This is a genomic window from uncultured Mesonia sp., assembly GCA_947499595.1.
GTDB lineage: Bacteria > Bacteroidota > Bacteroidia > Flavobacteriales > Flavobacteriaceae > Mesonia > Mesonia sediminis.
Window position 1 is genome coordinate 111,023 of sequence record CANMOY010000003.1, and the last position, 26,360, is coordinate 137,382.

Consider the following 26,360-nt stretch of genomic DNA (forward strand, 5'->3'; position numbering starts at 1 on the left):
AACATGGGAAACCTTCGTTTTCAAGCACTAAAAGAAGCCTTAAATCGCCAACCTGTACCAGTATCTGAAGCACCTCGCCGTTCAGAAATATTTGGTAAAAATGTATTTAATGAAATGGCTATGCGCCAATACCTTACCAAAAGTTCTTACCGAAGTTTGATGGATGCTATTGATAAGGGAAGCAAAATTTCGCGAGATGTGGCAGATCACATATCCACAGGAATGAAAGAATGGGCTATAGCCAAAGGTGCGACCCATTATACACATTGGTTTCAACCACTTACCGGATCTTCAGCTGAAAAGCATGATGCGTTTTTTGATGTTGAAATGGGAGATGCGGCTATAGAAAAATTTGGTGGCGGACAATTGGTACAACAGGAACCTGACGCTTCTAGTTTCCCCAACGGAGGTATAAGAAATACATTTGAAGCTCGTGGTTATACAGCTTGGGATCCTACTTCACCTGCATTTATTTTAGGTACTACCTTATGTATTCCTACCATTTTCGTTTCTTATACAGGAGAAGCCTTAGATTTTAAAACTCCTTTGTTACGTTCATTGCAAGTACTAGATCATTCGGCTACAGAAGTAGCACGTTATTTTGATAAGAAAGTAAATAAAGTGATTACAACTTTAGGTTGGGAGCAAGAATATTTTTTAATTGACGCCTCCCTAGCCAATAGTAGGCCAGATATAATGCAAGCTGGAAGAACGCTTTTGGGGCATTCTGCAGCAAAAGGCCAACAATTAGATGATCACTATTTTGGAGCGATACCTTCCCGTGTTCTAGATTACATGAGAGATTTGGAAAACGAGTGTATGCTTTTGGGTATTCCGGTTAAAACGAGACATAATGAGGTGGCACCAAGCCAATTTGAATTAGCGCCTATTTTTGAAGAGGCCAATTTGGCGGTAGATCACAACCAATTGCTTATGGATGTAATGGAGAAGGTGGCAGAGAAACATAAATTAAAAGTACTATTTCATGAAAAGCCATTTGCAGGAGTTAATGGTAGTGGTAAGCATAATAATTGGTCTCTATCTACCAGTACGGGAGTTAACCTATTGAGTCCAGGTTCTACCCCTATGAAAAATTTACAATTCCTTACCTTTTTTGTAAATACGATTAAAGCTGTAAATGAGAATGAAGAGCTCTTGCGTTCTGTAATTGCAACTGCATCAAACGATCATCGCTTGGGGGCCAATGAGGCTCCACCAGCCATTATATCCGTATTTATAGGTTCACAGCTTACAAATGTATTAGATGAATTAGAAAAAGTTACCGATGGTAAATTGTCTCCGCAAGAAAAAACAGAGCTAAAGCTAAATGTAGTAGGTAAAATACCTGAAATTTTGTTAGATAACACTGATCGAAATAGAACTTCCCCTTTCGCTTTCACGGGAAATAAATTTGAGTTTAGAGCAGTAGGTTCAACGGCTAACTGCGCTAAACCTATGACTTTGCTTAATATGATTGTTGCAAAACAATTAAAAGAGTTTAAGTTGCAAGTAGATTCTTTAATTAAAGATCAAAAGTTAAAAAAGGATGATGCTATTTTTAATGTTTTACGTGAGTATATTCGCGATTCAAAGCGAATAAGGTTCGAAGGAGATGGATATGGAGAAGCTTGGGAGAAGGAAGCCAAAAAGAGAAAATTAAGCAACAATAAAACCACCCCCGAAGCACTTAAAATTCAATTGCACCCCAATACTATTAAGTTATATGAAGAAATGGGAGTAATGAATAAAATAGAACTTGAAGCGAGGCATGCGATTAACTTAGAAGAATATTCTAAGCATATACAAATAGAGGGAAGGGTTCTAGGTGATATTGCCCGAAATCACGTAATTCCTACCGCCATTCGCTACCAAAACATTTTAATTAAAAACGTAAAAGGCCTTAAAGAGATTTACGGAGATAACTTTAGAAATTACGGGCAGGAGCAGTTGAATATAATTGAGCAAATTTCTCATCATATAGAGCAAATCAATTCTGGTATTACCGCCATGATAGATCAGCGTAAGAAAGCGAATAAACTTGAAGATCTTGAAAAAAGAGCAGAAGCTTACTGTTTTGAGGTAAAACCGTTTTTCGAAAAAATCAGGTACCATTGTGATAAACTAGAGCTTCTAGTTGATGATGAAATATGGACTTTGACCAAATACCGCGAAATGTTGTTAATTCATTAAGAGCTAAAAAAATAAATTAAGAGCTGCACTCCACTGGGTGCAGTTTTTTTTTGTTATAAATTGATTTATAGTGCTTTACATGGCTTAATTTAAGCGTAATTAACTTAAATTTAATCCTTTATCAGTCATTTAAATCGATAAATAGACCAAAAGCAAAAAAGGGCATTAGAGTTGGATTTTTTAATTTGCGGATTTATAACTGGTATTGGGGATATTTAATTTTTCAAATTTCAACAAAGGTAATAATATCAAGTAATTTAATTTATGATATTCAATGTTGGTAAAATTTATTATAATTTTTAAAGAGTATTAATACGTTTAAAATAAAAAATAACACATTAACTGTTTTTAATTGTTAAAAAAATACATTTTAACTAATTTTATCACGTTTTAAACGAGAATTTTAAATAATTGTTTGAAAGGGCGGCTTCTGTATGTAATTTAGTACCAGATTATTAGAGGAAGAAATTCCAAAGACAATCGATCCGAAAGGGACTGTTAACACCCTATCGAATTCAAAGAAAATGAAATTAGGTTTGCATTTTCTTTATTATAAGCTTATGAGTTTTGTGTCTTTTATACTAACGGAAGACATTAACCTAAAAACCGATTAGCTTAAAAACTAATCCTAATCAATCTTTAATTAATTTTTAACTAAAAATTACAATTATGAAAAAATCAATTTTCTGTGCAGCCGCTCTACTTTTTGGTGCTGTTGCTTTCGCTCAAAACACAAGTAATGTAGACCAAACCGGTGTAACGAATAAAGCTTGGGTAGATCAAAGTGGTAACAATAATAGTGATGTAGACCAAGAGTTTACAGGTAACAAAGCCGACATCGATCAAATAGGGCATAACTACTCTAAAGTAGATCAAAAAGGTAATGTGGGGGGTAATCCTGCAAGTGGTGACTCAAACTACGCAAAAGTAGATCAAAACGGAGGTTTAGTTACTCAACAAAGATCTACCGTTGAACAACAAGGAGATAGAAACAAAGCTTATGTAGATCAAGACGGGCAAGATAACCGCTCAGACATACAGCAAGGAAACGGGATGAACGCCGAAGATAACTGGGCAAAAGCCATTCAGGATGGAAATGGTAACCGTTCTACTATTTTCCAGACTTATGATAATAACAGGTCTAAAGTTAATCAACAAGGAGATGATAACTATGCTAATGTAAGACAAATAGCCAGACCAAATCAGTCTAAAGGTAATTACTCAGATATCGAACAAATGGGTAATGATAACCATGCTACTTCAAGACAAGAGACTTCAGGTGCATATTTAGCTCCAGGATACTCAAACATAGAGAAAGTTAAGCAATATGATGACGGAAACAAATCTATCTTAGATCAATTAGGTGATTTTAACCGCTCAGAAGTAACTCAATCTGGAGGAGTAGGACTTAACACTAACTACGCTAATGTAGACCAAGATGGTGAAATGAACAAGTCTTACATCACGCAAAAAGAACAAGGTGCTATTACTGCAGATAACTATGCAAAAGTTACCCAGTCAGGAATGTTAGGAAACACAAGTCACGTAAATCAAGCAGGTGCAAACTCAGCTTGGGTGAACCAGTCTAACTAATATATAGCAAATTATATCCTACTAACTAACCATTTCATTTCAAATATTTAGTATTAATTATCAACTAGATATTCGAGATGAGGATACTAAGGGTAAATGAATGTGGAGGAAAGCTCTTTGGTTCGTTTACCCTTGTATTTTTAAATACTAATTAAAATGAAAAAGAAATCAATTTTAATCATTTTCTGCGCTATTCTATTTAATTGGAATTCCGTCGCTCAAGAACAAGGTGAAGACAATCCAGAAATAGTTGAGGAAAATGCAGCCAATCTTAATATTTTGAGTCGATTTGCCGAAACAAGTGTGCTGTCCGAACAAGTACCACCCTTAGGAAACCAGGTTTATATTGATCAAATAGGAGAACGAAATATTATTATGACACAAGTCAATTCAAATCGATCTGAAGTAAGACTAAGTCAGAATGGTAGCGACAATATTATTGGACTGAGCTTAAGAGCAAAACAAATTAATGAGAGAATAAGTCAGTCTGGAGATAGTAATTTAGCCTTACGTTATATAAATGATCCTCTAGGCACAATCAATTTTGAATTGATTCAAAATGGAGGAAACCAATACATACAACATGGAGCTAACCGATTAACCAATAATTTAAAAATAGAGCAAAGTGTTGGAGATCGTGGTATTATTATTCGAAGCTTTAGATAAATAAATTAAACCAATAAATTGAAACTTTTTAACTACATAACTATTTTATTATTTAGTGTGAATTTGGGTTTTTCTCAAGTTTACAATCAAACTATTGAGGCTAAAATACAAACTGATTTTCGAGATGATTTTTTAACGATTACTGGTACTGCTCTTAATAAAACTAGCTTCAATGCCAGTTTAAGATATGAATTATCCGTTATAAAACACGTGGGCAGTAATCATTCAAAAAATAGCCAAGCAGGTCGATTCACTCTTTTACCTAATGAGGGGAAGGAACTTTCAAAAACCACTATAAATCTAGATGATAAAGCGAAAATTATTATTCTATTGTTGATCTATGATATAGACGATCAATTGGTAGGTAAAGACCGGTTGGTTTTAAACGAAAATAAAAATGAATCGATTCAAAATCAGCAGGCTAATGTAAAAAATATGTTAAATAAGTTAAGCGCTAATGATGATGTAGGCTTTGTTTTAAGAGGGGTCGTTACGCAAGAAATGAAAACCAAAGCTGGAAATGATTTTTATAACTATTTCTCTACAATATATCGTCAAAGCGGAATAAATAGCCAGTTCATTGTGCACGTAAGAGAACAATTTAACCTGGGAAGAAATACCAAAATACAAGTTTTGGTTAATCAAGATGTTGTTTACCAATTTTTTGCACAACCTAAACAAGATTACTTGAAAGGTATGGCCGAAAATGCTTTGAGGAGACTTGGTGGCTACTTACAGCAAATTGAAAGAAATAAAGAAACAATACAAAAATTTTAATATTATGAAGTCAATCCTAACCTTGCTTTTATTAATATTTAGTTTAGCGGTATCCGCACAACAACTAACTTATAAACCTAAAAATCCTGCATTTGGGGGCGATACTTTCAATTATCAATGGTTGCTTAGTTCTGCCAACGCTCAGAATGATTTCGAAGAGCAATCAGATCGTGATATCGATTCTGAATTAGAAGACTTTGCTAAAGGTCTAAATCGTCAATTATTAGGTCAACTCGAACGTACATTACTCACCAACCAGTTGGGAGATGGTGATTTAAAACCAGGAACTTTTTCATTCGGAAGTTTGGAGGTAGAAATTTATGAATCTCTAGAGGGTTTAGTGGTTAATATTTTAGACACGAATACGGGAGAGCAAACACAAATTATAGTACCTAATTAATTTCTGGATATTTATGAGACGATGGAAAACCATATCAGTTATCCTGGTTACTGGCTTTTTTGTTGGTTGTGGAACTTACTTCAATCAGCCAATAAAACAACAAAGCGCACGTACCGGTGAATTGACTACAGCTAGCAAAACTTTAAAAGATCTTCCTAAGCCACAGAAAAAAGTTGTAGTGGGTGTTTATTCTTTTAAAGATCAAACAGGGCAGTATAAAGAAATTCAAAACGGGAGTTCTTTTAGTACTGCAGTAACCCAAGGAGGAACTTCTATATTGATAAAAGCATTAGAAGACTCGGAGTGGTTTACGCCAATAGAACGTGAAAACTTAAGTAATTTGCTTAATGAGCGTAATATTATTAGATCTACAAGGCAAGAATACGCAGGTAATAATGGCCCGGCAGTACCTCCGTTACTATTCGCAGGTGTGCTATTAGAAGGAGGGGTGGTGTCTTACGATACTAATATATTAACAGGAGGCTTTGGCGCAAGATACTTTGGAGCAGGAGGCAGTACACAATATAAACAGGATCGTATTACGGTTTATTTACGCGCCATTTCCACCTCAAATGGTGAAGTTTTAAAGACTGTTTATGTTTCAAAAACAATTTTGTCTCAAGCTATTGATGCAAGTTTATTTAGGTATGTAAATTTCCAAAGACTTTTAGAGGTAGAAACTGGCTATACTAAAAATGAACCTTTACAATTGGTAGTCAAAGAGGCTATTGAAAAAGCTGTTGAGGCCATCATCATTGAGGGCTTAGAAGAGAAAATTTGGTCGGCAGAAAACCCAGAAGAGGCACAGACTTTAATTGAAAAGTATAATCAAGAGAAACAGGAAGAGCAGGCTGTTGAACTGTATAACCGTAAAAAAATTGATTTTAATTATACAAACGCTTTTGAAATTCAATTAGGGTTAAATAGATTTTTGGGAGACTATGGCGCGAGAGATTTTGATTATATAGGAAAACTAGGTTACCATCGCAGATTCATTCCTCATTTCGGGGCTAGTCTAAGGGGGTATGCCTTAGACTTTGAAATTCCGAACTCCAAAAATACATTGCATTTAGGCGTTGATTTAGATGCCGAGGTATACCTCTTACCCTATGATAAATTTTCTCCCTTCTTTCATGCGGGGGCTGGTATGCTTTTTCAAAGCGAGAAAAATAACTGGTTTACAAATCAAGAGGAATTTTTTAAACTTCAATATGGAACTGGTCTTCAATATAATTTAAACTCTAGATTAAATGTATTTTTAAAAGGAACTTATCACTTGTCTTTTTCTGATGAAATAGACGCTTTGAATTATGGTAAACGAGATGATTATTTTATCGATGTTGGAGTCGGTTTAACCTATATGTTTGGAGGCAAAAAAGAAAAAAACACAAATAAAGATGAAGAATAAACAATTACTATTTTTAATTCTTGCCTTTTTGGGTGTATTCCATTATGGCTGCGAAGAAGATACTATAGATGAATCTGAAATAGGAAATATTACTGGATCTGTAGTAATTAAAGACGATAAATCCCCAATTGCTAACGCTAAGATTTCTACAAATCCTGCTACTTCAACTGTATTTACTGATGATTTTGGTCAATTTATTCTAGAAGGTGTCAGCGTAGGAGAATATTCTGTTCAGGCAAAAAAGGAAGGGCTTACAGCAAATTTTGAAGGCGTAACTGTTCAAGCGAACAGCAGTGTAAATGTTATATTTGAGATGGAAAATGAGGCGATTTTAAATACACCACCAAAAGCTCCAGAGCCTTTACTTCCTCAGGATAATCAAGTCGACGTATCAAACAACTTTGAGTTTGTTTGGGCTAAAAGTACAGATAGAGAAGATCAAGAATCATTAACTTACACACTCGAAATTAGAGATGCTCAAAACCAAGAAGTGTTGCGTTTTGAAAATATTACAGATACAATCAAACAGATTGATAATTTACAGTTTTCTAAACAATATTTTTGGCAAGTCAGTGTAAGCGATGGGGTAAATGATGCAGTGCGTAGTGAATTATTTACATTTAAAACTGCTGATTTTCCGGTAATTACTAATTATTTTGTTAAGAATGTGAATGGGAATAATGTAATTTATGCTCTTTCTGAAGATGAAGATGAAATTCAGCTTACATCAGAAAACTACAATAGCTTTAGACCCAGAAAAAATAATGGGGTAAATAAAATTGCTTTTATGCGAAGCGTAGGAGCCCAAACGCATCTGTTCACAATGAATCCAGATGGGAGTGACCAACAACAAATCTCAAGTATTCCAATCGGAGGATTCAATATGGAGATGGTTGATTTTGATTGGACTTCCAATGGCAACGCCCTGGTTTATCCTAATTTCACTAACCTTTTTCAAGTGAATTATACCGGAGGTGGCACACAAGCCATTTACCAAACCTCAGACGGTAGTTTGGTTACAGAAGTTGCCGTGTATGAAAATGACAATTCTAAAATAGCACTTATTACCAATGATAATAGTGGTTACAATGCCAAAGTATTTGTTTATGATTTAACTACAAATCTAGTCACCCATATGATTCAGCAAAACCTGCCTGGAGCAGTTGGCGGGATTGATTTTTCACCTGCAGGAAATCGCGTGTTGTTTACACGAGACGTGCAAGGTTTTGAAAATCCTAACTATAGGCAGTTAGATTCAAGAATATTTTTATATAACCTAAACACGCAAGTATTGGTAGATATTTCTACCGAGAAAGATGCAGGAACCAATGATTTGGATCCAAAGTTCTCGCCCACAGGTGCAGATATTATTTTTGTTAATGTTCCCAATAATTTAAATGCAACTCCACAAATTTATATTAGCGATATAAACCCCAACGATAATGAACCGCGCTTTTTATTGGTAGATGGGGCCTATATGCCTGAATGGAAATAATATTTAAATAATAATAAAAGCTTACTTGTAAATTAAGTACTTTTGCAACTTTAAAAGCATTTGATATGAACAAGGTAAGTAAACGATATGCTCAACGTGGAGTTTCTGCGCAAAAAGAAGATGTACACAACGCGATTAAAAACGTAGATAAAGGATTGTATCCGCAAGCCTTTTGTAAAATTGTACCCGATTACTTAACTGGATCTGAGGAACATTGTTTGGTTATGCATGCAGATGGTGCCGGCACTAAATCTTCCTTAGCTTATATGTATTGGAAAGAAACGGGAGACTTGAGCGTGTGGAAAGGAATTGCTCAAGATGCTTTGATCATGAATATTGATGACTTACTTTGTGTAGGAGCTACTGACAATATTCTTTTAAGCTCGACCATAGGGAGAAACAAAAATGTAATTCCCGGCGAAGTGATTTCGGCTATAATTGCGGGAACAGAAGAGTTAATCGAGAGCTTAAAAGAGCACGGGGTGAATATCTTTTCAACAGGAGGCGAGACCGCCGATGTGGGAGACTTGGTGCGTAGCATAATCGTAGATTCAACCGTGACAGCTAGAATGCGACGTGATCACGTCATTGATAACAAAAATATTCAAGCTGGAGACGTTATAGTTGGCTTAGCTTCATATGGTAAAGCTAGTTATGAAGATGCTTATAACGGCGGGATGGGTAGTAATGGACTAACCTCGGCAAGACATGATGTTTTTAATTCTGCTTTAGCGCAAAAATATCCGGAAAGTTTTGATGCCAATATACCCAAAGAATTGGTTTACTCAGGTTCAAAAAATTTACTTGATGAAACAGAAACAGAATTGGATGCAGGTAAATTAGTTTTATCTCCAACACGAACTTACGCTCCTATTGTTAAAGAGGTTTTATCAAAAATAAATCGAAAAGAAATTCACGGTATGGTGCATTGTAGTGGCGGTGCACAAACTAAAATTCTCCATTTTGTTGAAAATTTACATATCGTAAAAAACAATATGTTTGAGGTGCCGCCGTTGTTTGCAATGATTCAAGAAGAGAGTAAAACAGATTGGAAAGAGATGTATCAAGTTTTTAATATGGGGCATCGCTTAGAGTTTTATGTTCCTCAAGAAGTGGCCGAAAAAATTATTGCCATCTCAAAATCATTTGATGTAGATGCAAAAATAATAGGTCGAGTTGAAGCCTCTAAGAAGGGGAAAAGTCTTAGTATCCAATCAGATAAAGGAACTTTCGATTACTAAACCGATAAGTGTTGTTGATGAATTTGCGATATGATAAGCTCAAAGCGTATCTGTTAGCTTGGGTGTGCATTTTATGCGTAAACGTATCTTATGCTCAAGTGTCTGATACGATTAGACCATTTATTTTTAGAGCCAGAACGGTCATACCTTCAAGTATAGATTATACTCCTAACCAAGTGCTTAAACGTAAGGTGCCGGTATCTTATTGGACCAAAGTCAACAAAATAGAATACGATATTAGCGAGGTGGCTTTCATCAATTGGAATGCCGGGGGAGTTTCATCATTATCTAGTTTGTTAAATGCAAAATTTAAACGTATTTATGAGCGAGGTTTTTTGAGATGGAACAATGAGTTGCTCGTGCGCTATGGTGTCAACCAACAAAAAGATGAGATTTTAAAAAAGACCGATGATAATATAGAGCTTAACTCCACTATTGGTTTTCGAGCAGATAGTCTTTCCAATTGGTTCTATTCGGCAAAAATGAGAGTAAGTACTCAATTGACCAATGGGTATAAGTATCCTAATACTGATGATAAAATATCAACATTCTTCTCGCCTGCCAATGTGTTTCTTGGGGTCGGGGGAGAAATTAACATCGAAGAGAAAAACTTCTCAGCCTATGCTTCGCCTTTAACACTAAGATCTACAATGGTTCTTGACCAAGAATTAGCCAATCAAGGTGCTTTTGGTGTAACCCCTGCTGTTTATGATGAGGAGGGGAACCTGCTAAAAGAAGGGGAAAATACCAAAACAGAATTAGGTATATTAATTACGGCAGAACATGACTTGACCCTTTGGGAGAATGTTAGTATGCACAATAGGCTTAGTTTATATTCAGATTATATAGATAAATTTGGCAACGTAGATGTTGATTGGGAGTTTCGCCTTAATTTTAAAGTCAATAGTTTTATCCGGGCACGTTTAGGGTCTCACTTAAAATATGATGACAATATAAAAATCCAAGTTGAAAATGAAGCTGGAGAGCTAGTAGAAGGAGGCTCTCGCGTACAGTGGAAACAGCAATTAGGTATAGGGGTAACGGTTGCCTTTTAAACGGATTTTGCCTCTAGTAATCTTCAAAACTTGTTAACTTTTTTCTGTTGATAAATAATTAAGTCGCTTTTAATCAGTTAATTGGCATTGTGATTTTGTAAACTTTTATTTTTAAGGTGTAAAACATGTCTTTTTTTTTGCTAAGTTTATCTTTTGAAATTTAGATAAAACATTCACCGCAAAAAGCCTGATTATGAAAGTAAAAACAAAACAAAAAACTTCAGTTTTTTCACAAGATGAAGCATTCAAAGCTTCTCTAGAATATTTTAATGGCGATGATCTTGCTGCTCGTGTATGGGTAAACAAATACGCGCTAAAAGATTCTGAAGGGAATATCTATGAGGCAACTCCTAATGATATGCATCGTCGTATCGCTAAAGAAATTGCTAGAATAGAAAAAAGGTATCCTAACCCAATGAGTGAAGAGGAGGTTTTTAATCTTATTAAAGATTTTAAATATATTGTACCTCAAGGTAGCCCTATGGCCGGTATAGGAAATCCCTATCAGGTAGCCTCGCTTTCTAATTGTTTTGTAATAGGTAATGACGGCGATTCAGACTCCTACGGGGGAATAATGAAGATAGATCAAGAGCAAGTTCAGTTAATGAAACGTCGCGGAGGGGTTGGTCACGATTTATCGCATATAAGACCAAAAGGTAGCGAAGTGAAAAACTCAGCCCTTACTTCAACCGGGGTAGTGCCTTTTATGGAGCGCTATTCGAATTCAACACGAGAAGTTGCGCAAGACGGTAGACGAGGAGCTCTAATGCTTTCGGTTTCTATAAATCACCCAGATGCAGAAGACTTTATAGATGCTAAAATGGAACAAGGCAAAGTGACCGGAGCTAATGTCTCGGTGAGAATTGATGATGAGTTTATGAAAGCAGTTAAAAACGCTACGTCTTATACTCAAAAATATCCTGTTTTTAGCGAAAAGCCAAAATTTGAAAAAGAAATTGATGCTTCAGGAGTATGGAAAAAGATAGTCCACAATGCGTGGAAATCAGCCGAACCAGGTATATTATTCTGGGATACAATTGCGAGAGAATCTATACCAGATTGTTATGCCGACCTAGGGTATAAAACCGTATCAACAAATCCGTGTGGAGAGATACCATTGTGCCCGTACGATTCTTGTAGGTTATTGGCTATTAACTTATTCTCATACGTTAATAATCCTTTTACTCCAGAAGCTAGTTTTGACTTTGATTTATTTAAGAAGCATGCTGCTTACGCTCAGCGTATGATGGACGATATCATTGATCTCGAGCTTGAAAAAATAGATGCGATTATAGAAAAGATTGATGCTGATCCAGAATCTTCAGAAATTAAAGCAACCGAGCGTAATTTATGGGAAAACATTCAGCGAAAAGCTGAAGAAGGAAGAAGAACAGGAATTGGTATTACAGCCGAAGGAGACATGTTAGCTGCCCTAGGAATCAAGTATGGTTCGCAAGAAGGTAACGACTTCTCGGTAGAAGTTCACAAAAATTTAGCTTTAGCCGTCTATCGCGGATCGGTTTATACCGCCAAAGAAAGAGGTTCTTTTGCAATCTATGATTCAGAAAGAGAAGCCAATAACCCGTTTATACTCCGTTTGAAGGAAGCCGATGAGCAACTGTATTATGAAATGATGGAGTATGGTAGACGAAATATAGCGCTACTAACAATAGCTCCAACTGGGACTACAAGTTTAATGACCCAAACAAGTTCGGGAATTGAACCCGTCTTTTTACCGGTCTATAAACGTAGGCGTAAAGTAAATCCAAATGACAAAGAAGCCCGTGTAGATTTTGTTGATGAAGTAGGCGATTCTTGGGAAGAGTATGTTGTATTTCATCACAGGTTTAAACAATGGATGCAAGTCCAAGGCTATGATGTGAATAAAAATTACACCCAACAAGAGTTAGATCAACTCGTGCAAGAGTCGCCCTATTACAAAGCTACCTCAAACGATGTAGATTGGTTAAGCAAAGTTCATATGCAAGGCGCAGTGCAAAAATGGGTAGATCACTCTATTAGTGTAACGATTAACTTGCCTCACGATGTGTCGGAAGAATTAGTAGGAAAGCTTTACCTTGAAGCTTGGCAATCGGGATGTAAAGGGGTTACCGTTTATAGAGACGGTTCAAGAAGTGGTGTATTGATTTCGAACGAAGAAAAAGAAGAAGAAAATGCAGAAACTTTAACTGCTTTCCCTACAAAAAGACCAGATGTTTTAACAGCCGATATTGTGCGTTTTCAAAACAATAAAGAGAAGTGGATTGCTTTTATTGGAAGTATAAATGATCAACCTTATGAGATTTTTACCGGTCTAGCCGATGATGAAGACGGTATTTTATTGCCACGCTGGGTGACCAATGGATTAATTATTAAGAACAGAAATGCAGACGGTACTTCTCGTTATGATTTCCAATACGAGAATAAGCGTGGTTATAAAACCACTATTGAAGGGCTTTCGCATAAATTTGACCCAGAATATTGGAATTATGCAAAACTGATTTCAAGTACTTTGCGCTACGGAATGCCTATCAATAAAATTGTAGACCTTATTAATAGTCTTCAACTTGACAGTCAGTCTATAAATACCTGGAAAAATGGTGTAGTGCGTGCACTCAAGCGATATGTAGAAGATGGAACTCAAGCCAAAGGCAGATGTCAAAGCTGTAACTCAGACCAATTGGTGTATCAAGAGGGATGCCTTACTTGTACCAATTGCGGTTCTTCGAAATGCGGATAAAATTAGTAAGTATTAAATTCAATCTGTAAATTAAAAAACGATCAATAAGTATTGGTCGTTTTTTAATTTATACAACAAGTAATTGTTGCTTATGCGGAATTAATAGCAACTAGAAAAATATACTGGTTGGAGCATAATATTAAAAGCAGCAGTTAATACAATCAAGAAATAATCGTAAATTTGTGCAATTATTGAATTTTTATGATAGATAAATTAAACATAGTAAAGCAGCGATTTGACGAGGTTAACGATTTAATTATACAACCTGAAATCATTGCCGATCAAAAAAGATATGTAGAGCTTACAAAAGAGTATAAAGACCTTAAAAAGTTAATGGTAGAGCGAGAGCGCTATGTAGAACTTACTCAAAATAAGAGCGAAGCCGAAGAGATAATTGCAGATGGGAGTGATGAGGAAATGGTCGAAATGGCCAAAATGCAGTTGGAAGAGGCTAAGCAAGAACTTCCTGAGCTAGAGGAAAAGATAAGAATGATGCTTATTCCTAAAGATCCTGAAGATGCTAAAAATGCAGTAGTTGAGGTTCGTGCGGGAACAGGCGGGGATGAAGCAAGTATTTTTGCAGGAGATATTTACAAAATGCTTACTAAATATTGCGAAAGTAAAGGCTGGAGTGTAAGCACAGTAGATTTTTCTGAAGGAACAAATGGAGGGTTCAAAGAGATTCAATTTGAGGTTAGTGGTGAAGATGTTTATGGCACCTTAAAGTATGAGGCAGGAGTACACCGTGTACAACGAGTACCACAGACTGAAACTCAAGGAAGGGTGCATACTAGCGCAGCAACCGTAATGGTTTTTCCAGAAGCCGAAGAATTTGATGTAGAAATAGATCCTAAAGATGTAAGAATTGACTACTTCTGTTCATCTGGTCCTGGAGGGCAATCGGTAAATACTACCTATTCTGCTGTTCGCCTTACACACGAACCTACAGGTATAGTAGCTCAATGTCAAGATCAAAAATCACAGCATAAAAATAAAGAAAAGGCATTTAAAGTTTTACGCTCTAGATTGTATGATATGGAGCTGGCCAAAAAACAAGAAGCCGATGCAGCTAAAAGAGGTTCAATGGTAACCAGTGGTGACCGTAGTGCAAAAATTAGAACCTATAATTATCCGCAAGGCCGTGTTACCGACCATCGTATAAATTTAACTTTATATGATTTGTCGAATATAATTAACGGGGATATTCAAAAAATCATTGACGAATTAAAATTGGTGGCCAATACCGAAAAACTTAAAGAAGGATCAGATATCTTTTAATCTTTTAAAGACACTTGCACCACAATTATGACCACAGCAGAACTTGTTCAGCAAATAAAGCAAAAGAAATCTTTTTTATGTGTCGGTTTAGATGCCGATTTAGATAAAATCCCCGAGCACTTACTTCAAGAAGAAGACCCAATTTTTGCTTTTAATAAAGCAATTATAGATGCAACCCATAAACTTGCGGTGGCTTATAAACCTAATACCGCTTTTTATGAAGCTTATGGTGTTAAGGGCTGGTTAGCTTTAGAAAAAACTATACGGTATATCAATGAGCAGTATCCTGATACTTTTACCATAGCAGATGCCAAAAGAGGTGATATAGGTAATACCTCTAGTCGCTACGCAAAAGCTTTTTTCGAAGATTTGGGATTTGATTCGGTGACGGTAGCTCCATATATGGGTAAAGATTCTGTAGAGCCGTTTTTGGCTTTTCCCAATAAGCACACCATTTTATTGGCCTTAACCTCTAATCAGGGCGCACTCGATTTTCAAACGCAAGCTTTAGTGAATAATGAGGAGCTTTATCATAAGGTTTTGAAAACGGCTGTGAATTGGAAGAATTCGCAAAATTTAATGTTTGTAGTAGGCGCCACGAAAGCATCATCTTTCAAGACTATTCGAGAACTTGTTCCTAACCATTTTTTATTGGTCCCTGGAGTAGGAGCTCAAGGTGGGAATTTAAAAGAGGTTTGCGAATACGGACTTAACAATCAAGTAGGTTTGCTAGTCAACTCTTCGCGAGGAATTATTTACGCTAGTAGACAAACAGATTTTGCAGAAGCCGCCAAAAACAAAGCCTTTGAACTTCAGCAACAAATGAAAGTTTATGTAGACCAGTTATTGTCTTAAAGTTTAGAAAGAAGCAAGTTAACTTTAGAAATATCAAAATAGCGTCCTATGCAAGTTTTTGATCAATTAAACCGAAGGCTATGTTTGGATAAAGCTCCACAACGAATAATCAGTTTGGTGCCAAGTCAAACAGAATTGTTGGTCGATTTAGGTTTAGCAGATAAATTGGTTGGCGTAACTAAATTTTGTGTGCATCCTAAAAAAATCCGTAAACAAAGTGCTGTAGTAGGAGGTACCAAACAAGTACATTTAGATAAAATTGCGGCATTAAATCCAGATATAATTCTGTGCAACAAAGAAGAGAATACACCAGAAATGGTTAAAGAACTTCAAAAAATAGCACCGGTGCACGTTTCAGATGTAAATACGCTTCCTGAAGCTTTTGAGTTAATGCGTCAATATGGCGTTCTTTTTAATTGCGATTTAGCTATTGAAGAAATGCTTGCAGCTATTAACCAAAAACAACAACAGCTACAACAACAAGTGAGTAAAGCTCCATTGCAAAAAGTAGCTTATTTTATATGGAAAGATCCTTGGATGGTAGCGGCAAATCATACCTTCATTCACCATATTTTGCACCTCGCAGGCTATCAAAATGTTTACGCTCACAAATCAAGGTACCCTGAAATTAATTGGGAGGATTTACCTCAAGTAGATTTTATTTTTTTGTCTTCAGAGCCTTTTCCATTTAAAGAAAAACACATCCAAGAAATTCCTGAAAACTTACAAGATAAGGTTGTATTGGTAGATGGTGAATTTTTTAGCTGGTACGGTTCACGTCTACTTAAAGCTATGTCATATTTTATTAATTTACACAAAGAAATTTGTCAAATTAATCTTTCTTAAGGCGCAAAGGAATATCTTCTGTATTTTTATAAAGTTTGAGTTCGGTAATATTAGCGGGGAGATTAAAGCCTTTTTCATCTAGAGCCTCTTTTACTTTACGGATGATAAGCCCCCTGAAAATACGCGAAGAAACTCTGTAATCTTGCGTATCTACCCAAAAGAAAACTTTTAAATTTACAGCGTTAACCGCTAGCTCTGTTTCGGTAACAAAATTCTGGTGGTCAATATTGTTTTGAATGATTTCTGGTTGACTATTAATAATATCCATGATTATTTTCTTGGCTTGCTCTATATTATCTTCATAGCCTATTCCTACAATGAACTCATTTCTAAAAAAACCGTCGGCAGTATAGTTTTCTACCGCTTTGGTAAGTACATCAGAGTTAGGTATAAAAATGTCACGACCATCTGAACTTTTAATATGGGTGTACCTAAAATTTAAGGCTTTTACCTTACCGAAAAAATCACCTACCATAATGGTGTCATTAATGTGAAATGGTCTGTTGAACGCTAAGATAATTCCTGCTAAAAAATTTTTCCCAATGTCTTGAAAAGCAAATCCTAAAATAATAGCAGCTCCACCAGCTGCTGTCAAAACTCCAGCGGCAATATTGCTTAAGCCAGCAATTTCGAGTGCTAGCATAAATGATAATAAAATAAAACTAATTTTGATGGCTTGCGCTAGGAATCTTGCCATCAAAGGGTCGGTAGTTTTACGCTTTATTCTTTTTAAATAAAATGAAGAAATTAATTTAGCAATGAGACTTCCAAGGATTACAATTAATATACCAATACCAATTTTTGGAAGAAGCCCAATAAACTCTTGGTAGTAGGCAGTAGCAGATTCTAGAAATTTATCGGTAGCATTTTGGTTCATCGCATTAAGGATTTAAGCATTTTAAATTAAAAATATTGACTGTTCCAACCGGCGCGTTTCAACTCTTGAAAAATACGCCTTGCTTGCCGATTTAAATAATCACTCTTTTTCTTATTTTTAGGGGCTATGAGAAATGCCTTCTTCATAAGCGATTGATATTTTTCTTTCAATCGGTCAATATGACTTCTTTTATTTCTCCAAAACATATTCATTTTTTATGATCAATTTAAAACATAATGTTTGTGTTTTTTGTTTAGGAATTGGTAAAAAGAGTTAATATTAATTAAAATTGATCTTGAAGTGCAAACACACGCTGAAGAATTTGACTTGTCCGTGCACTAACATTGTTTCTTATTTGTTTTTCTTCTTGTTCAATCATAAAATAGACACCCTTCAATGCTTGGTTCGTTACATAATCAGTTAAATCGGGGTTAACATTTTTGGTAAGGGGTATTTGGTTGTATTTGGTGATGAGATTACTCCAAATTTGGTCTGCTCCAACCTTGCGAAAGGAATTTTGAATTACCGGGTTAAATTTGTTATATAATTCTTGATTGGTCTTGGCTTTTAAATACGCCGTTGCTGCATTTTGGTCACCCATTAAAATATTTTTCGCATCGTTAATAGTCATTTGCGAAATAGCATTTACAAAAATAGGCGTTGCTTCTTTTACAGCATCTTCAGCCGCTCGGTTCAAGGCTTTAATCCCTTCATCTGCCAGATTACCAAGTCCAACATCTCTAAGCGTATTTTCAACTTTGGTCAATTCTTTAGGCAATAAAATTTTAACCGCCTCATTTTGGTAAAATCCATTTTCTAAAGTAAGTTTTTTAACCTCCTGGTCAACACCCTTCTGCAGTGCGGCTTTCAACCCCTGTGCGATATCTTGATTGGTTAATACTTTGTTTTCTTGAGGAATTTGACTAGCAATGCTTTGTAATTCTGCACAAGACTGAAAACTAAAAATGGCTAGTATAAATAAAAAGAAGTAAAGATTTTTCATAATTGAAATGATTTAAAACTGATTTGACTAATTAAGATATCGATTTGTATTGCTACCAAAATTAAGAAAATTAGGTATCATCTTTAGATTTTGACTTAAAATAATTGTAGGCTTGCTATAGTCATTCCTTTTGGATAGGTTTCAAAATAGAGAATCGAGACAAAAAGTAATTAGTTTTTCTTAAATTTACGCACTTAAAAAAAGGAATGTTAGTTATGAAAAATATAAAAATATATAAACCCAAGCATAAAGTAAGAATTGTAACGGCAGCATCATTATTTGATGGCCATGACGCCGCTATTAATATTATGCGTCGTATCATACAATCAACGGGTGTTGAGGTTATTCACTTGGGGCATGACCGTAGCGTAGAAGAGGTGGTAAATACCGCTATTCAAGAAGATGCAAATGCGATTGCTATGACTTCTTACCAAGGGGGACATACAGAATATTTCAAATATATGTATGACTTACTTAAAGAAAAAAATGCAGCCCATATTAAGATTTTTGGAGGTGGAGGAGGAGTAATTCTTCCTGAAGAAATCGAAGAATTAGAAGCCTACGGAATTACACGCATATATAGTCCAGACGATGGTCGGGAACTAGGGCTGCAGGGAATGATTAATGATTTGGTAGAGAGATCAGATTATCCTTTGGGAGATAAAGCCAATATAGCACTGCAGAAAGTACAAGATAAAGATCCGGGAAGTATGGCCCGTTTGATATCTTCGGCAGAGAATTTTCCAGAAACAGCTCAAACTTTACTAGATGAGATTCACGAAATCAATAAAAGTTGTAAAACTCCTGTATTAGGAATTACAGGTACAGGAGGAGCAGGAAAGTCATCTTTAGTAGATGAATTGGTACGTCGTTTTTTATCTGACTTTACCGATAAGACTATTGGAATTATATCGGTAGACCCATCAAAAAGAAAGACGGGAGGAGCCCTTCTAGGCGATCGTATTCGTATGAATGCTATAAACTCTCCAAGGGTTTACATGCGCTCTCTAGCGACAAGACAATCAAATTTGGCTTTATCTAAACACGTGCGCGAGGCAGTTCAAGTGCTAAAGGCAGCGCAGTATGATTTAATTATTTTAGAAACTTCGGGAATCGGACAAAGCGATACCGAGATATTAGACCATTCTGATGTTTCCTTGTATGTTATGACTCCCGAGTTTGGAGCTGCTACGCAATTGGAGAAGATAGACATGCTTGATTTCGCTGATTTGGTAGCTATAAATAAATTTGACAAACGTGGCGCTCTCGACGCTTTGCGCGATGTAAAAAAACAATACAAGAGAAACCATCATCTTTTTCACGAAGACGATGCCAATATTCCGGTATTTGGTACCATTGCTTCCCAGTTCAATGACCCCGGTATGAATACCTTGTACAAAAATATCATGGATGCCCTGGCCGAAAAAACCGATGCATCATTGAATAGTCAGTATCATATTACCAATGAAATGTCTGAGAAGATATTTGTCATCCCTCCAGCACGGGTACGCTACCTCTCCGAAATCTCAGAGAATAATCGAGCCTACGATCAAAATGTGAATATCCAGGTTAATGTAGCTCAAAAACTTTATGGCGTATATAAAACTATCACCACATTGCTTGATATTAAACCCTCGGATCAAAACGAATATGCTTACTTAAATAAAAATGGTCTAGACGAGGAGGCGATAAAAAACGATTTGCAGGATGAATCGGATATTGATTTAATCAATCTATTAATCGCTCAGTTCAATAAAGTGAAAATGGATTTAGATCCCTATAATTGGGAAGAGATTTTAAATTGGCCAACTACCGTTAAGAAGTATCAGAATCCTATTTATAGCTTTAAAGTAAGAGATAAAGAAATAAAAATAGATACGCACACCACTTCGTTGTCACATACGCAAATCCCTAAAGTAGCTTTACCAAAATATAAGGCTTGGGGTGATTTATTACTGTGGATTCTTCAAGAAAATGTACCAGGAAAATTCCCATATACCGCAGGTTTATATCCGTTCAAACGCCAAGGAGAAGACCCTACTCGTATGTTTGCCGGTGAGGGAGGACCAGAAAGAACCAATAGAAGATTTCATTATGTTAGTTTGGGCTTGCCTGCAAAAAGACTTTCTACGGCATTTGACTCGGTTACCCTTTACGGAAACGATCCCGATTTAAGACCAGATATTTATGGTAAAATAGGTAATGCTGGGGTTTCAATTTGCTGCTTAGATGATGCAAAAAAACTATATTCCGGATTTGATTTGGCACATCATTTAACCTCGGTAAGTATGACCATTAATGGTCCGGCTCCTATGTTGCTCGGTTTCTTTATGAATGCAGCCATAGATCAGCAATGCGAAAAATACATTAAAGAAAATGATCTTGAGAAAGAAGTTGAGCAAAAAATAAAAGCGATTTATCAAGAAAGCGGATTAGAAAGGCCAACCTATAAAGGTGAATTGCCAGAGGGTAACAACGGTTTAGGACTAATGTTATTAGGTGTAACTGGAGATCGAGTTTTACCCAAAGAAGTGTATGAGAAAATAAAAAAAGAGACCATAGCTGTAGTACGCGGTACTGTTCAAGCCGATATTTTAAAAGAAGATCAAGCTCAGAATACGTGTATTTTTTCTACCGAATTTGCATTACGTTTGATGGGCGATGTACAAGAATATTTCATAGAAAATCAAGTGCGTAATTTTTACTCGGTTTCTATATCGGGCTACCATATAGCCGAAGCAGGAGCCAACCCTATAACCCAATTGGCCTTAACTTTGGCTAACGGATTTACTTATGTAGAATATTACCTAAGTAGAGGTATGGATATCAATAAATTTGGCCCGAATCTTTCTTTCTTTTTCTCCAATGGTATTGATCCTGAATATGCTGTTATAGGTCGAGTAGCTCGCAGAATTTGGGCCAAGGCACTTAAAGAAAAATACGGAGCCAATCCTAGAGCACAAATGCTAAAATATCATATTCAAACCTCTGGTAGATCTCTACATGCCCAAGAAATCGATTTCAATGATATTAGAACTACGCTTCAAGCGCTGTATGCCATTTATGATAACTGCAATTCTCTGCATACCAATGCTTATGATGAAGCTATTACCACTCCTACAGAAGAATCGGTAAGACGTGCAATGGCAATTCAGTTGATTATCAATAAAGAGTTGGGGCTTGCTAAAAATGAGAACCCAATTCAAGGTTCATTTATCATTGAGGAATTGACCGAATTGGTAGAAGAAGCCGTATTGCAAGAGTTTGATAGAATTACTGAAAGAGGAGGTGTATTGGGCGCGATGGAAACCATGTACCAGCGTTCAAAAATACAAGAAGAAAGTCTTTATTATGAAACGCTAAAGCATAATGGAGATTTCCCTATAATTGGGGTAAACACTTTTTTAAGTAGTAAAGGCTCACCTACGGTTACTCCAGGCGAGGTAATTCGTGCTACAGAAGAAGAAAAACAAAACCAAATTAAGACCCTTCAAAAATTGCATAAAACCTATGAACACAGTGCAGGTGATGCGCTAGAACGCGTTAAAGAAGCCGCTATTCAAAATAAAAATATTTTTGAAGAGCTTATGGATGCAACAAAAGTGTGTTCATTAGGTCAAATTACAGAGGCTCTTTTTGAAGTAGGGGGGCAGTACCGAAGAAATATGTAGACTATAAAACTGCCCTCTTTATTTAGGGCAGTTTTTTATTTTAATTATAGCAAAATGAGAATAAAGTTTAATTTATCTTATTGTTTTTTAATGTGCATATGCCTATTAAGTTCAATTAGCGTTGCGCAACAGCAGATTAGTGCAAAAGAATTCCAAGCGGACTTAAACGAAAAGTTTAAAAATCCAGATTCTTCTCCACTGGCACAAGAGGATTTAGCAGATTTTGAATCATTATCGTTTTTTGAAATTGATTCAACTTTTATTGTAGAAGCTAAATTTGTTCGTACTGCAAACGATTCGGTTTTCGCTATGAAAACCACTACCAATCGATTGCCCTTATATTCAAAGTATGGCGAATTGCATTTTACTTATGAGAAAGCATCTTATAGATTAAATGTTTATCAGAACCAGCGGTTAAAGTCAGATCCTGAGTATAAAAATTATTTTTTCATTCCCTTTACGGATTTATCTAACGGAAAAGAGACCTACGCAGGGGGAAGGTATTTAGATATCTGGATGAGCAGCCCTAACCCTTCAATCTTGCAATTAGATTTTAATAAGGCCTATAATCCATATTGTGTATATAATAAACGCTATTCTTGTCCCATTCCGCCGGCAGACAATCATTTGGAGTTTTCGGTTTTGGCAGGAGTAAAAATGTATAACAAAGATCAATAAGAAACTCGCATTAAATACAGGCCAATGCCAACAGCTAAATAACCTAAACATATACTTATTAAAAAGTAACCTATGAACTGCCAATAAGCTTGAGCTTGCAACATTTTAAAACCTTCTAGCCCAAAGCTTGAAAAGGTAGTAAATCCCCCACAAAACCCGGAAATAATCAATAAGCTTAAAGAAGTAGAGTACTTTTCGGTTTTTATAAGATAACCGGCTACAAGGCCGATAATAAGGCAGCCTAGTATATTTACTAATAGGGTGCCAAAAGGCCAAGTGCTAGTATTGAAAAGGCGCTGTACAAAATAGCGTAAAGCACTTCCTAAGCCACCTCCTAAAAATACCAATAAAAAGGGTTTCATTTAGTTGTATTCATTTAGTTGAGGTTCTTCTGTAGTTGTTCCGCTTTCAGTTTCTTTCAGAGGTAAATACAATTCGGTTATCCACTGGGCAGGATTTTCTTCTTGGTCAGAAGCTACCACGTAAATCAAAAAGCGCTCCGCTTGCTCATCCACATTTAAGAATTCTTGCTGTGCATAAGCATAAGCTTTTTCCCAAGCTTGTTCTAAACTCTTATAATTTCCCTGTAAGGTGACTTTTAAAACCTTTTTTTGGGGCATAAACCCGGTAAGCACATCATCCGCTTTGAGCGTGATTACTCGCGAAGAAATAGGAATGCCTGCCGAGATTATAACCGATTGATTCAGGGTATCTATGTTGTTAAAAACTGTGATACCAGAACCCGAAGCCCTTAAATTATTACGCTGCATATAGTTTTCAACTTGCGATATTATTTTTTGGCTCTTGTTTACGATTAAATCGGAATTATTTTTAGAAGCTGTAGAAGCATACAAATAATAACTGCCACTAAACTGAGTCACACCTTCGACAGAGATGCTTGTTTTCTTCATTTCACGTATCAAATATTCATCCAGATTTTTTAAACTTAAATCAAAATTATCGGCTATAATTTTATCTAGACTTGGGGTTCTCCAAATACCAAATAATTTTGCCAAAAAACTTTTTTTTCCCGATAGTGTAAGTTGAATTTGCGTTTGAGACTCGATTTCTTGTATTGTCCAGCCTAGATTGATTTCTGCCTCATTCCTTCCTTGACTCAAATTCATTTTTTGTGTCATTTTAGAGAAAGGCTGTCTTTCAATTGTCTTTATTTCGCCAGATATTTCATTAAAGTTACTAAATTGGGTAATAGAATCTGTTGACCTAATATTTTCTTTTGGCTTTAAAACTATAGGTGAACCAGTAGAGTCGGTTACAAAATTTTCCCAGTTCTCAAAATTATGAATCTGTTTAAAAGCCATAGAACCAGGAGCTTTGGTTTTTTGAGTAAGCGTATATTTAAAATTCCCGTCTAGTGTGGCAACATAGAGTGAAGTACCTATAATTGCAACTAAGAACAATAAAAAGATGTATTTAAATATTTTCATACAAAAGTCTTGAGCATGGTAAAACGAATATACTTATTTTAGGCCACGAAAGTTTTAAACAGTTTAAAAATAAAATTAATTAAGATGAAATTAAAATTTATTCCCTTGTTTTTTGCGGCAGCAATCAGTGTGCTAGCTTGTAAACAAGAAAAAGCAACTTCAGAAAAGCAAGAAGTAACGACGACCGAAATAGATCAAAAACAAGATTTTCTTTATGTGGTCGAAGAATTTACCGATATTAAAATATTGCGTTACCAAATACCTGGTTGGGAAAACCTAAGTTTAAAAGAACAAAAATTAGTTTATTACCTAACCCAGGCTGGCCTTGCCGGAAGAGATATTATTTGGGATCAAAATTACAGGCACAATTTAAAAATAAGAAAAGCCTTAGAGCATGTTGTAAATAATTACAATGGCGATAAAAACACAGCTTCTTGGGATGATTTTATGACCTACGTAAAACGTGTATGGTTTTCAAATGGTATTCACCACCATTACTCTAACGATAAAATAAAGCCCGAATTTGAGAAATCATACTTAAAAACGCTTTTGACAGAAACAAATTACAAGCTTGAAGATGAGGTGTTCGAGGTGATTTTTAATGATAAGGATGCCAAAAAAGTAAACTTAGATGCTTCAAAAGGCTTGCTGAAAGGATCAGCAACCAATTTTTATGGAGTAGAGGTGACGGCAGCTGAGGTGGATGATTTTTACGCAAAAAAAACATCACCTAATCCAGAAAAGCCACTTTCTTTTGGATTAAACTCTAAGCTTGTGAAGGAAAATGGGGAATTAATTGAAAAAACGTATAAGGTTGACGGTATGTACCATGAGTCAATCGTTAAAGTAATTGAATGGTTAGAAAAAGCAAAAACTGTTGCTGAAAATGAAGCGCAAGCAGATGCTTTGGAGCTTTTAATAGAGTACTACACCACTGGTGAATTACAGGTTTGGGATGATTATAATGTGGCTTGGGTTGAAGCTACCGAAGGAAATATTGACTACATTAACGGATTTATCGAGGTGTACAATGATCCAAAAGGTTATCGGGGGTCTTTCGAAAATATCGTACAGATTAAAGACTTCGATATGTCAAAAAAAATGGCTGTATTAGAAGATAATGTGCAGTGGTTCGAAGACAATGCGCCAATTGCTAAGGAGCATAAAAAAGAAAATGTAAAAGGAGTTACTTACAAAACCGTTATTGTAGCTGGTGAAGCAGGTGACGCATCGCCTAGCACGCCCATCGGTGTAAACTTACCTAATGCCAATTGGATTAGACAAGAGCATGGTAGTAAATCAGTTTCCTTGGGTAATATTATAAATGCTTACAACAATGCTGGAGGCACTGATAAGTTAAGGGAGTTTGCCTATACCGAAGAAGAAATTAAATTATCTGAACAATATGGTAAATTGGCCGATAAATTACATACTGCTTTGCACGAAGTTGTTGGGCACGCTTCGGGTAAACTTAATCCTGGCGTTGGAGAAACCAAAGAAACTTTAAAAGAATATGCATCGACCTTAGAAGAAGGAAGAGCAGATTTGGTTGGTTTATATTATTTAATGGACCCTAAATTGCAAGAACTCGGTTTAACCGATAATAGTGAGAAACTAGGAAAAGCTGCTTATAATGATTATATTAGAAATGGATTAATGACCCAATTAACTAGAATTGAACTTGGCAAAGATATTGAAGAGGCTCATATGCGAAATAGACAATGGGTGAGCGCTTGGGTTTATGAAAAAGGAAAAGAAGAAAATGTAATTGAAAAAATTAACAAAGAGGGTAAAACCTATTTTGTAATTAATGATTACCAGAAGTTACGTGAATTATTTGGAGACTTACTCAAGGAAACCCAAAGAATTAAATCAGAAGGTGATTTTAAAGCGGTTAAGGCACTTGTCGAGAATTATGGGGTTAAGGTAGATCAAGAGTTGCATAAAGAAGTGATCGAAAGAAATTCCAAATTCAATGCCAAACCTTATAGCGGTTTTGTAAACCCTATTTTAAGACCAGAAATGAATGAAAACGGAGAAATAATAAAAATTAGCATAGAGCAACCTGAGTCTTTTATGCATCAAATGCTTAACTACAGTAAAAACTATAGCTTTTTACCATTAGAAAACTAAAAGCAA

The 26,360-nt window shown here is 35.8% G+C and carries 21 protein-coding genes; 16 read left to right on the forward strand and 5 right to left on the reverse strand.

The window, feature by feature from the left end; all coding sequences use genetic code 11:
• Positions 1–3: 3 nt before the first annotated feature.
• From ACH2AZ_RS04685 to ACH2AZ_RS04745, 13 genes are all read left to right on the forward strand, one after another.
• Positions 4–2,190 carry a glutamine synthetase III gene (locus ACH2AZ_RS04685; RefSeq protein WP_394906867.1) on the forward strand — a complete coding sequence of 729 codons (2,187 nt, stop codon included), beginning with the start codon at positions 4–6 and terminating at the stop codon, positions 2,188–2,190.
• Between the two features lie 669 nt (positions 2,191–2,859).
• Positions 2,860–3,783 (forward strand): hypothetical protein, encoded by a 924-nt coding sequence (locus ACH2AZ_RS04690; protein ID WP_394906868.1) that lies wholly within the window; start codon positions 2,860–2,862, stop codon positions 3,781–3,783.
• Between the two features lie 156 nt (positions 3,784–3,939).
• On the forward strand, positions 3,940–4,449 hold the full coding sequence (locus ACH2AZ_RS04695) for a hypothetical protein (protein WP_394906869.1): 510 nt from the start codon (positions 3,940–3,942) through the stop codon (positions 4,447–4,449).
• An 18-nt stretch (positions 4,450–4,467) separates the two neighbouring features.
• Positions 4,468–5,226 carry a curli-like amyloid fiber formation chaperone CsgH gene (gene csgH / locus ACH2AZ_RS04700; protein ID WP_394906870.1) on the forward strand — a complete coding sequence of 253 codons (759 nt, stop codon included), beginning with the start codon at positions 4,468–4,470 and terminating at the stop codon, positions 5,224–5,226.
• Between the two features lie 4 nt (positions 5,227–5,230).
• Positions 5,231–5,626: a curli production assembly/transport component CsgF gene (locus ACH2AZ_RS04705; RefSeq protein WP_147861371.1), complete on the forward strand. Its 396-nt coding sequence runs from the start codon at positions 5,231–5,233 to the stop codon at positions 5,624–5,626.
• A gap of 13 nt (positions 5,627–5,639) precedes the next feature.
• Positions 5,640–7,034, forward strand: a complete 1,395-nt coding sequence (locus tag ACH2AZ_RS04710; protein ID WP_394906871.1) for a CsgG/HfaB family protein — start codon at positions 5,640–5,642, stop codon at positions 7,032–7,034.
• On the forward strand, positions 7,024–8,529 hold the full coding sequence (locus tag ACH2AZ_RS04715) for a carboxypeptidase regulatory-like domain-containing protein (protein ID WP_394906872.1): 1,506 nt from the start codon (positions 7,024–7,026) through the stop codon (positions 8,527–8,529). The genes ACH2AZ_RS04710 and ACH2AZ_RS04715 overlap by 11 nt, the downstream gene beginning before the upstream one ends.
• Positions 8,530–8,594: 65 nt before the next feature.
• Positions 8,595–9,770: an AIR synthase related protein gene (locus ACH2AZ_RS04720; RefSeq protein ID WP_394906873.1), complete on the forward strand. Its 1,176-nt coding sequence runs from the start codon at positions 8,595–8,597 to the stop codon at positions 9,768–9,770.
• 17 nt (positions 9,771–9,787) lie between these two features.
• The gene (locus tag ACH2AZ_RS04725) at positions 9,788–10,825 is read left to right on the forward strand and encodes a DUF3078 domain-containing protein (RefSeq protein ID WP_394906874.1); all 1,038 of its coding nucleotides are present in this window, start codon (positions 9,788–9,790) and stop codon (positions 10,823–10,825) included.
• Positions 10,826–11,018: 193 nt separating this feature from the next.
• The gene (locus tag ACH2AZ_RS04730) at positions 11,019–13,565 is read left to right on the forward strand and encodes an adenosylcobalamin-dependent ribonucleoside-diphosphate reductase (RefSeq protein WP_394906875.1); all 2,547 of its coding nucleotides are present in this window, start codon (positions 11,019–11,021) and stop codon (positions 13,563–13,565) included.
• A 201-nt stretch (positions 13,566–13,766) separates the two neighbouring features.
• Positions 13,767–14,843: a peptide chain release factor 1 gene (gene prfA / locus ACH2AZ_RS04735; RefSeq protein ID WP_379048576.1), complete on the forward strand. Its 1,077-nt coding sequence runs from the start codon at positions 13,767–13,769 to the stop codon at positions 14,841–14,843.
• Between the two features lie 27 nt (positions 14,844–14,870).
• The gene (gene pyrF / locus ACH2AZ_RS04740) at positions 14,871–15,698 is read left to right on the forward strand and encodes an orotidine-5'-phosphate decarboxylase (RefSeq protein ID WP_394906876.1); all 828 of its coding nucleotides are present in this window, start codon (positions 14,871–14,873) and stop codon (positions 15,696–15,698) included.
• A gap of 48 nt (positions 15,699–15,746) precedes the next feature.
• Positions 15,747–16,544 (forward strand): ABC transporter substrate-binding protein, encoded by a 798-nt coding sequence (locus tag ACH2AZ_RS04745; RefSeq protein WP_394906877.1) that lies wholly within the window; start codon positions 15,747–15,749, stop codon positions 16,542–16,544.
• Here the strand turns inward: ACH2AZ_RS04745 and ACH2AZ_RS04750 are convergent.
• From ACH2AZ_RS04750 to ACH2AZ_RS04760, 3 genes are all read right to left on the reverse strand, one after another.
• Complete coding sequence (locus ACH2AZ_RS04750; protein WP_394906878.1) at positions 16,531–17,421, reverse strand: mechanosensitive ion channel family protein; 891 nt, start codon at positions 17,419–17,421, stop codon at positions 16,531–16,533. The genes ACH2AZ_RS04745 and ACH2AZ_RS04750 overlap by 14 nt on opposite strands.
• 26 nt (positions 17,422–17,447) lie before the next feature.
• A complete protein-coding gene (locus tag ACH2AZ_RS04755) occupies positions 17,448–17,627 on the reverse strand; it encodes a Lacal_2735 family protein (protein WP_394906879.1) in 180 nt (59 codons plus the stop codon).
• A gap of 77 nt (positions 17,628–17,704) precedes the next feature.
• Positions 17,705–18,424: a DUF4197 domain-containing protein gene (locus tag ACH2AZ_RS04760; RefSeq protein ID WP_379048566.1), complete on the reverse strand. Its 720-nt coding sequence runs from the start codon at positions 18,422–18,424 to the stop codon at positions 17,705–17,707.
• Between the two features lie 215 nt (positions 18,425–18,639).
• Here ACH2AZ_RS04760 and ACH2AZ_RS04765 point away from each other — a divergent pair, with 215 nt between their 5' ends.
• Both ACH2AZ_RS04765 and ACH2AZ_RS04770 read left to right on the forward strand, forming a co-directional pair.
• Complete coding sequence (locus ACH2AZ_RS04765; protein ID WP_394906880.1) at positions 18,640–22,095, forward strand: methylmalonyl-CoA mutase family protein; 3,456 nt, start codon at positions 18,640–18,642, stop codon at positions 22,093–22,095.
• 54 nt (positions 22,096–22,149) lie between these two features.
• Entirely contained in the window at positions 22,150–22,773 is a 624-nt protein-coding gene (locus tag ACH2AZ_RS04770; RefSeq protein ID WP_394906881.1) for a DUF1684 domain-containing protein, read from the forward strand.
• On the opposite strand, the gene crcB is transcribed toward ACH2AZ_RS04770, so the two are convergent.
• Together crcB and ACH2AZ_RS04780 are read right to left on the reverse strand one after the other, a co-directional pair.
• The gene (gene crcB, locus ACH2AZ_RS04775; RefSeq protein WP_394906882.1) at positions 22,767–23,135 is read right to left on the reverse strand and encodes a fluoride efflux transporter CrcB; all 369 of its coding nucleotides are present in this window, start codon (positions 23,133–23,135) and stop codon (positions 22,767–22,769) included. The two genes, ACH2AZ_RS04770 and crcB, sit on opposite strands and share 7 nt — an antisense overlap.
• Positions 23,136–24,221, reverse strand: coding sequence for a GyrI-like domain-containing protein (locus ACH2AZ_RS04780; RefSeq protein WP_394906883.1), 1,086 nt, complete (start codon positions 24,219–24,221; stop codon positions 23,136–23,138). It lies immediately after the preceding gene.
• An 84-nt stretch (positions 24,222–24,305) separates the two neighbouring features.
• Here ACH2AZ_RS04780 and ACH2AZ_RS04785 point away from each other — a divergent pair, with 84 nt between their 5' ends.
• Positions 24,306–26,354, forward strand: coding sequence for a dihydrofolate reductase (locus ACH2AZ_RS04785; protein WP_394906884.1), 2,049 nt, complete (start codon positions 24,306–24,308; stop codon positions 26,352–26,354).
• Positions 26,355–26,360 lie beyond the last annotated feature (6 nt).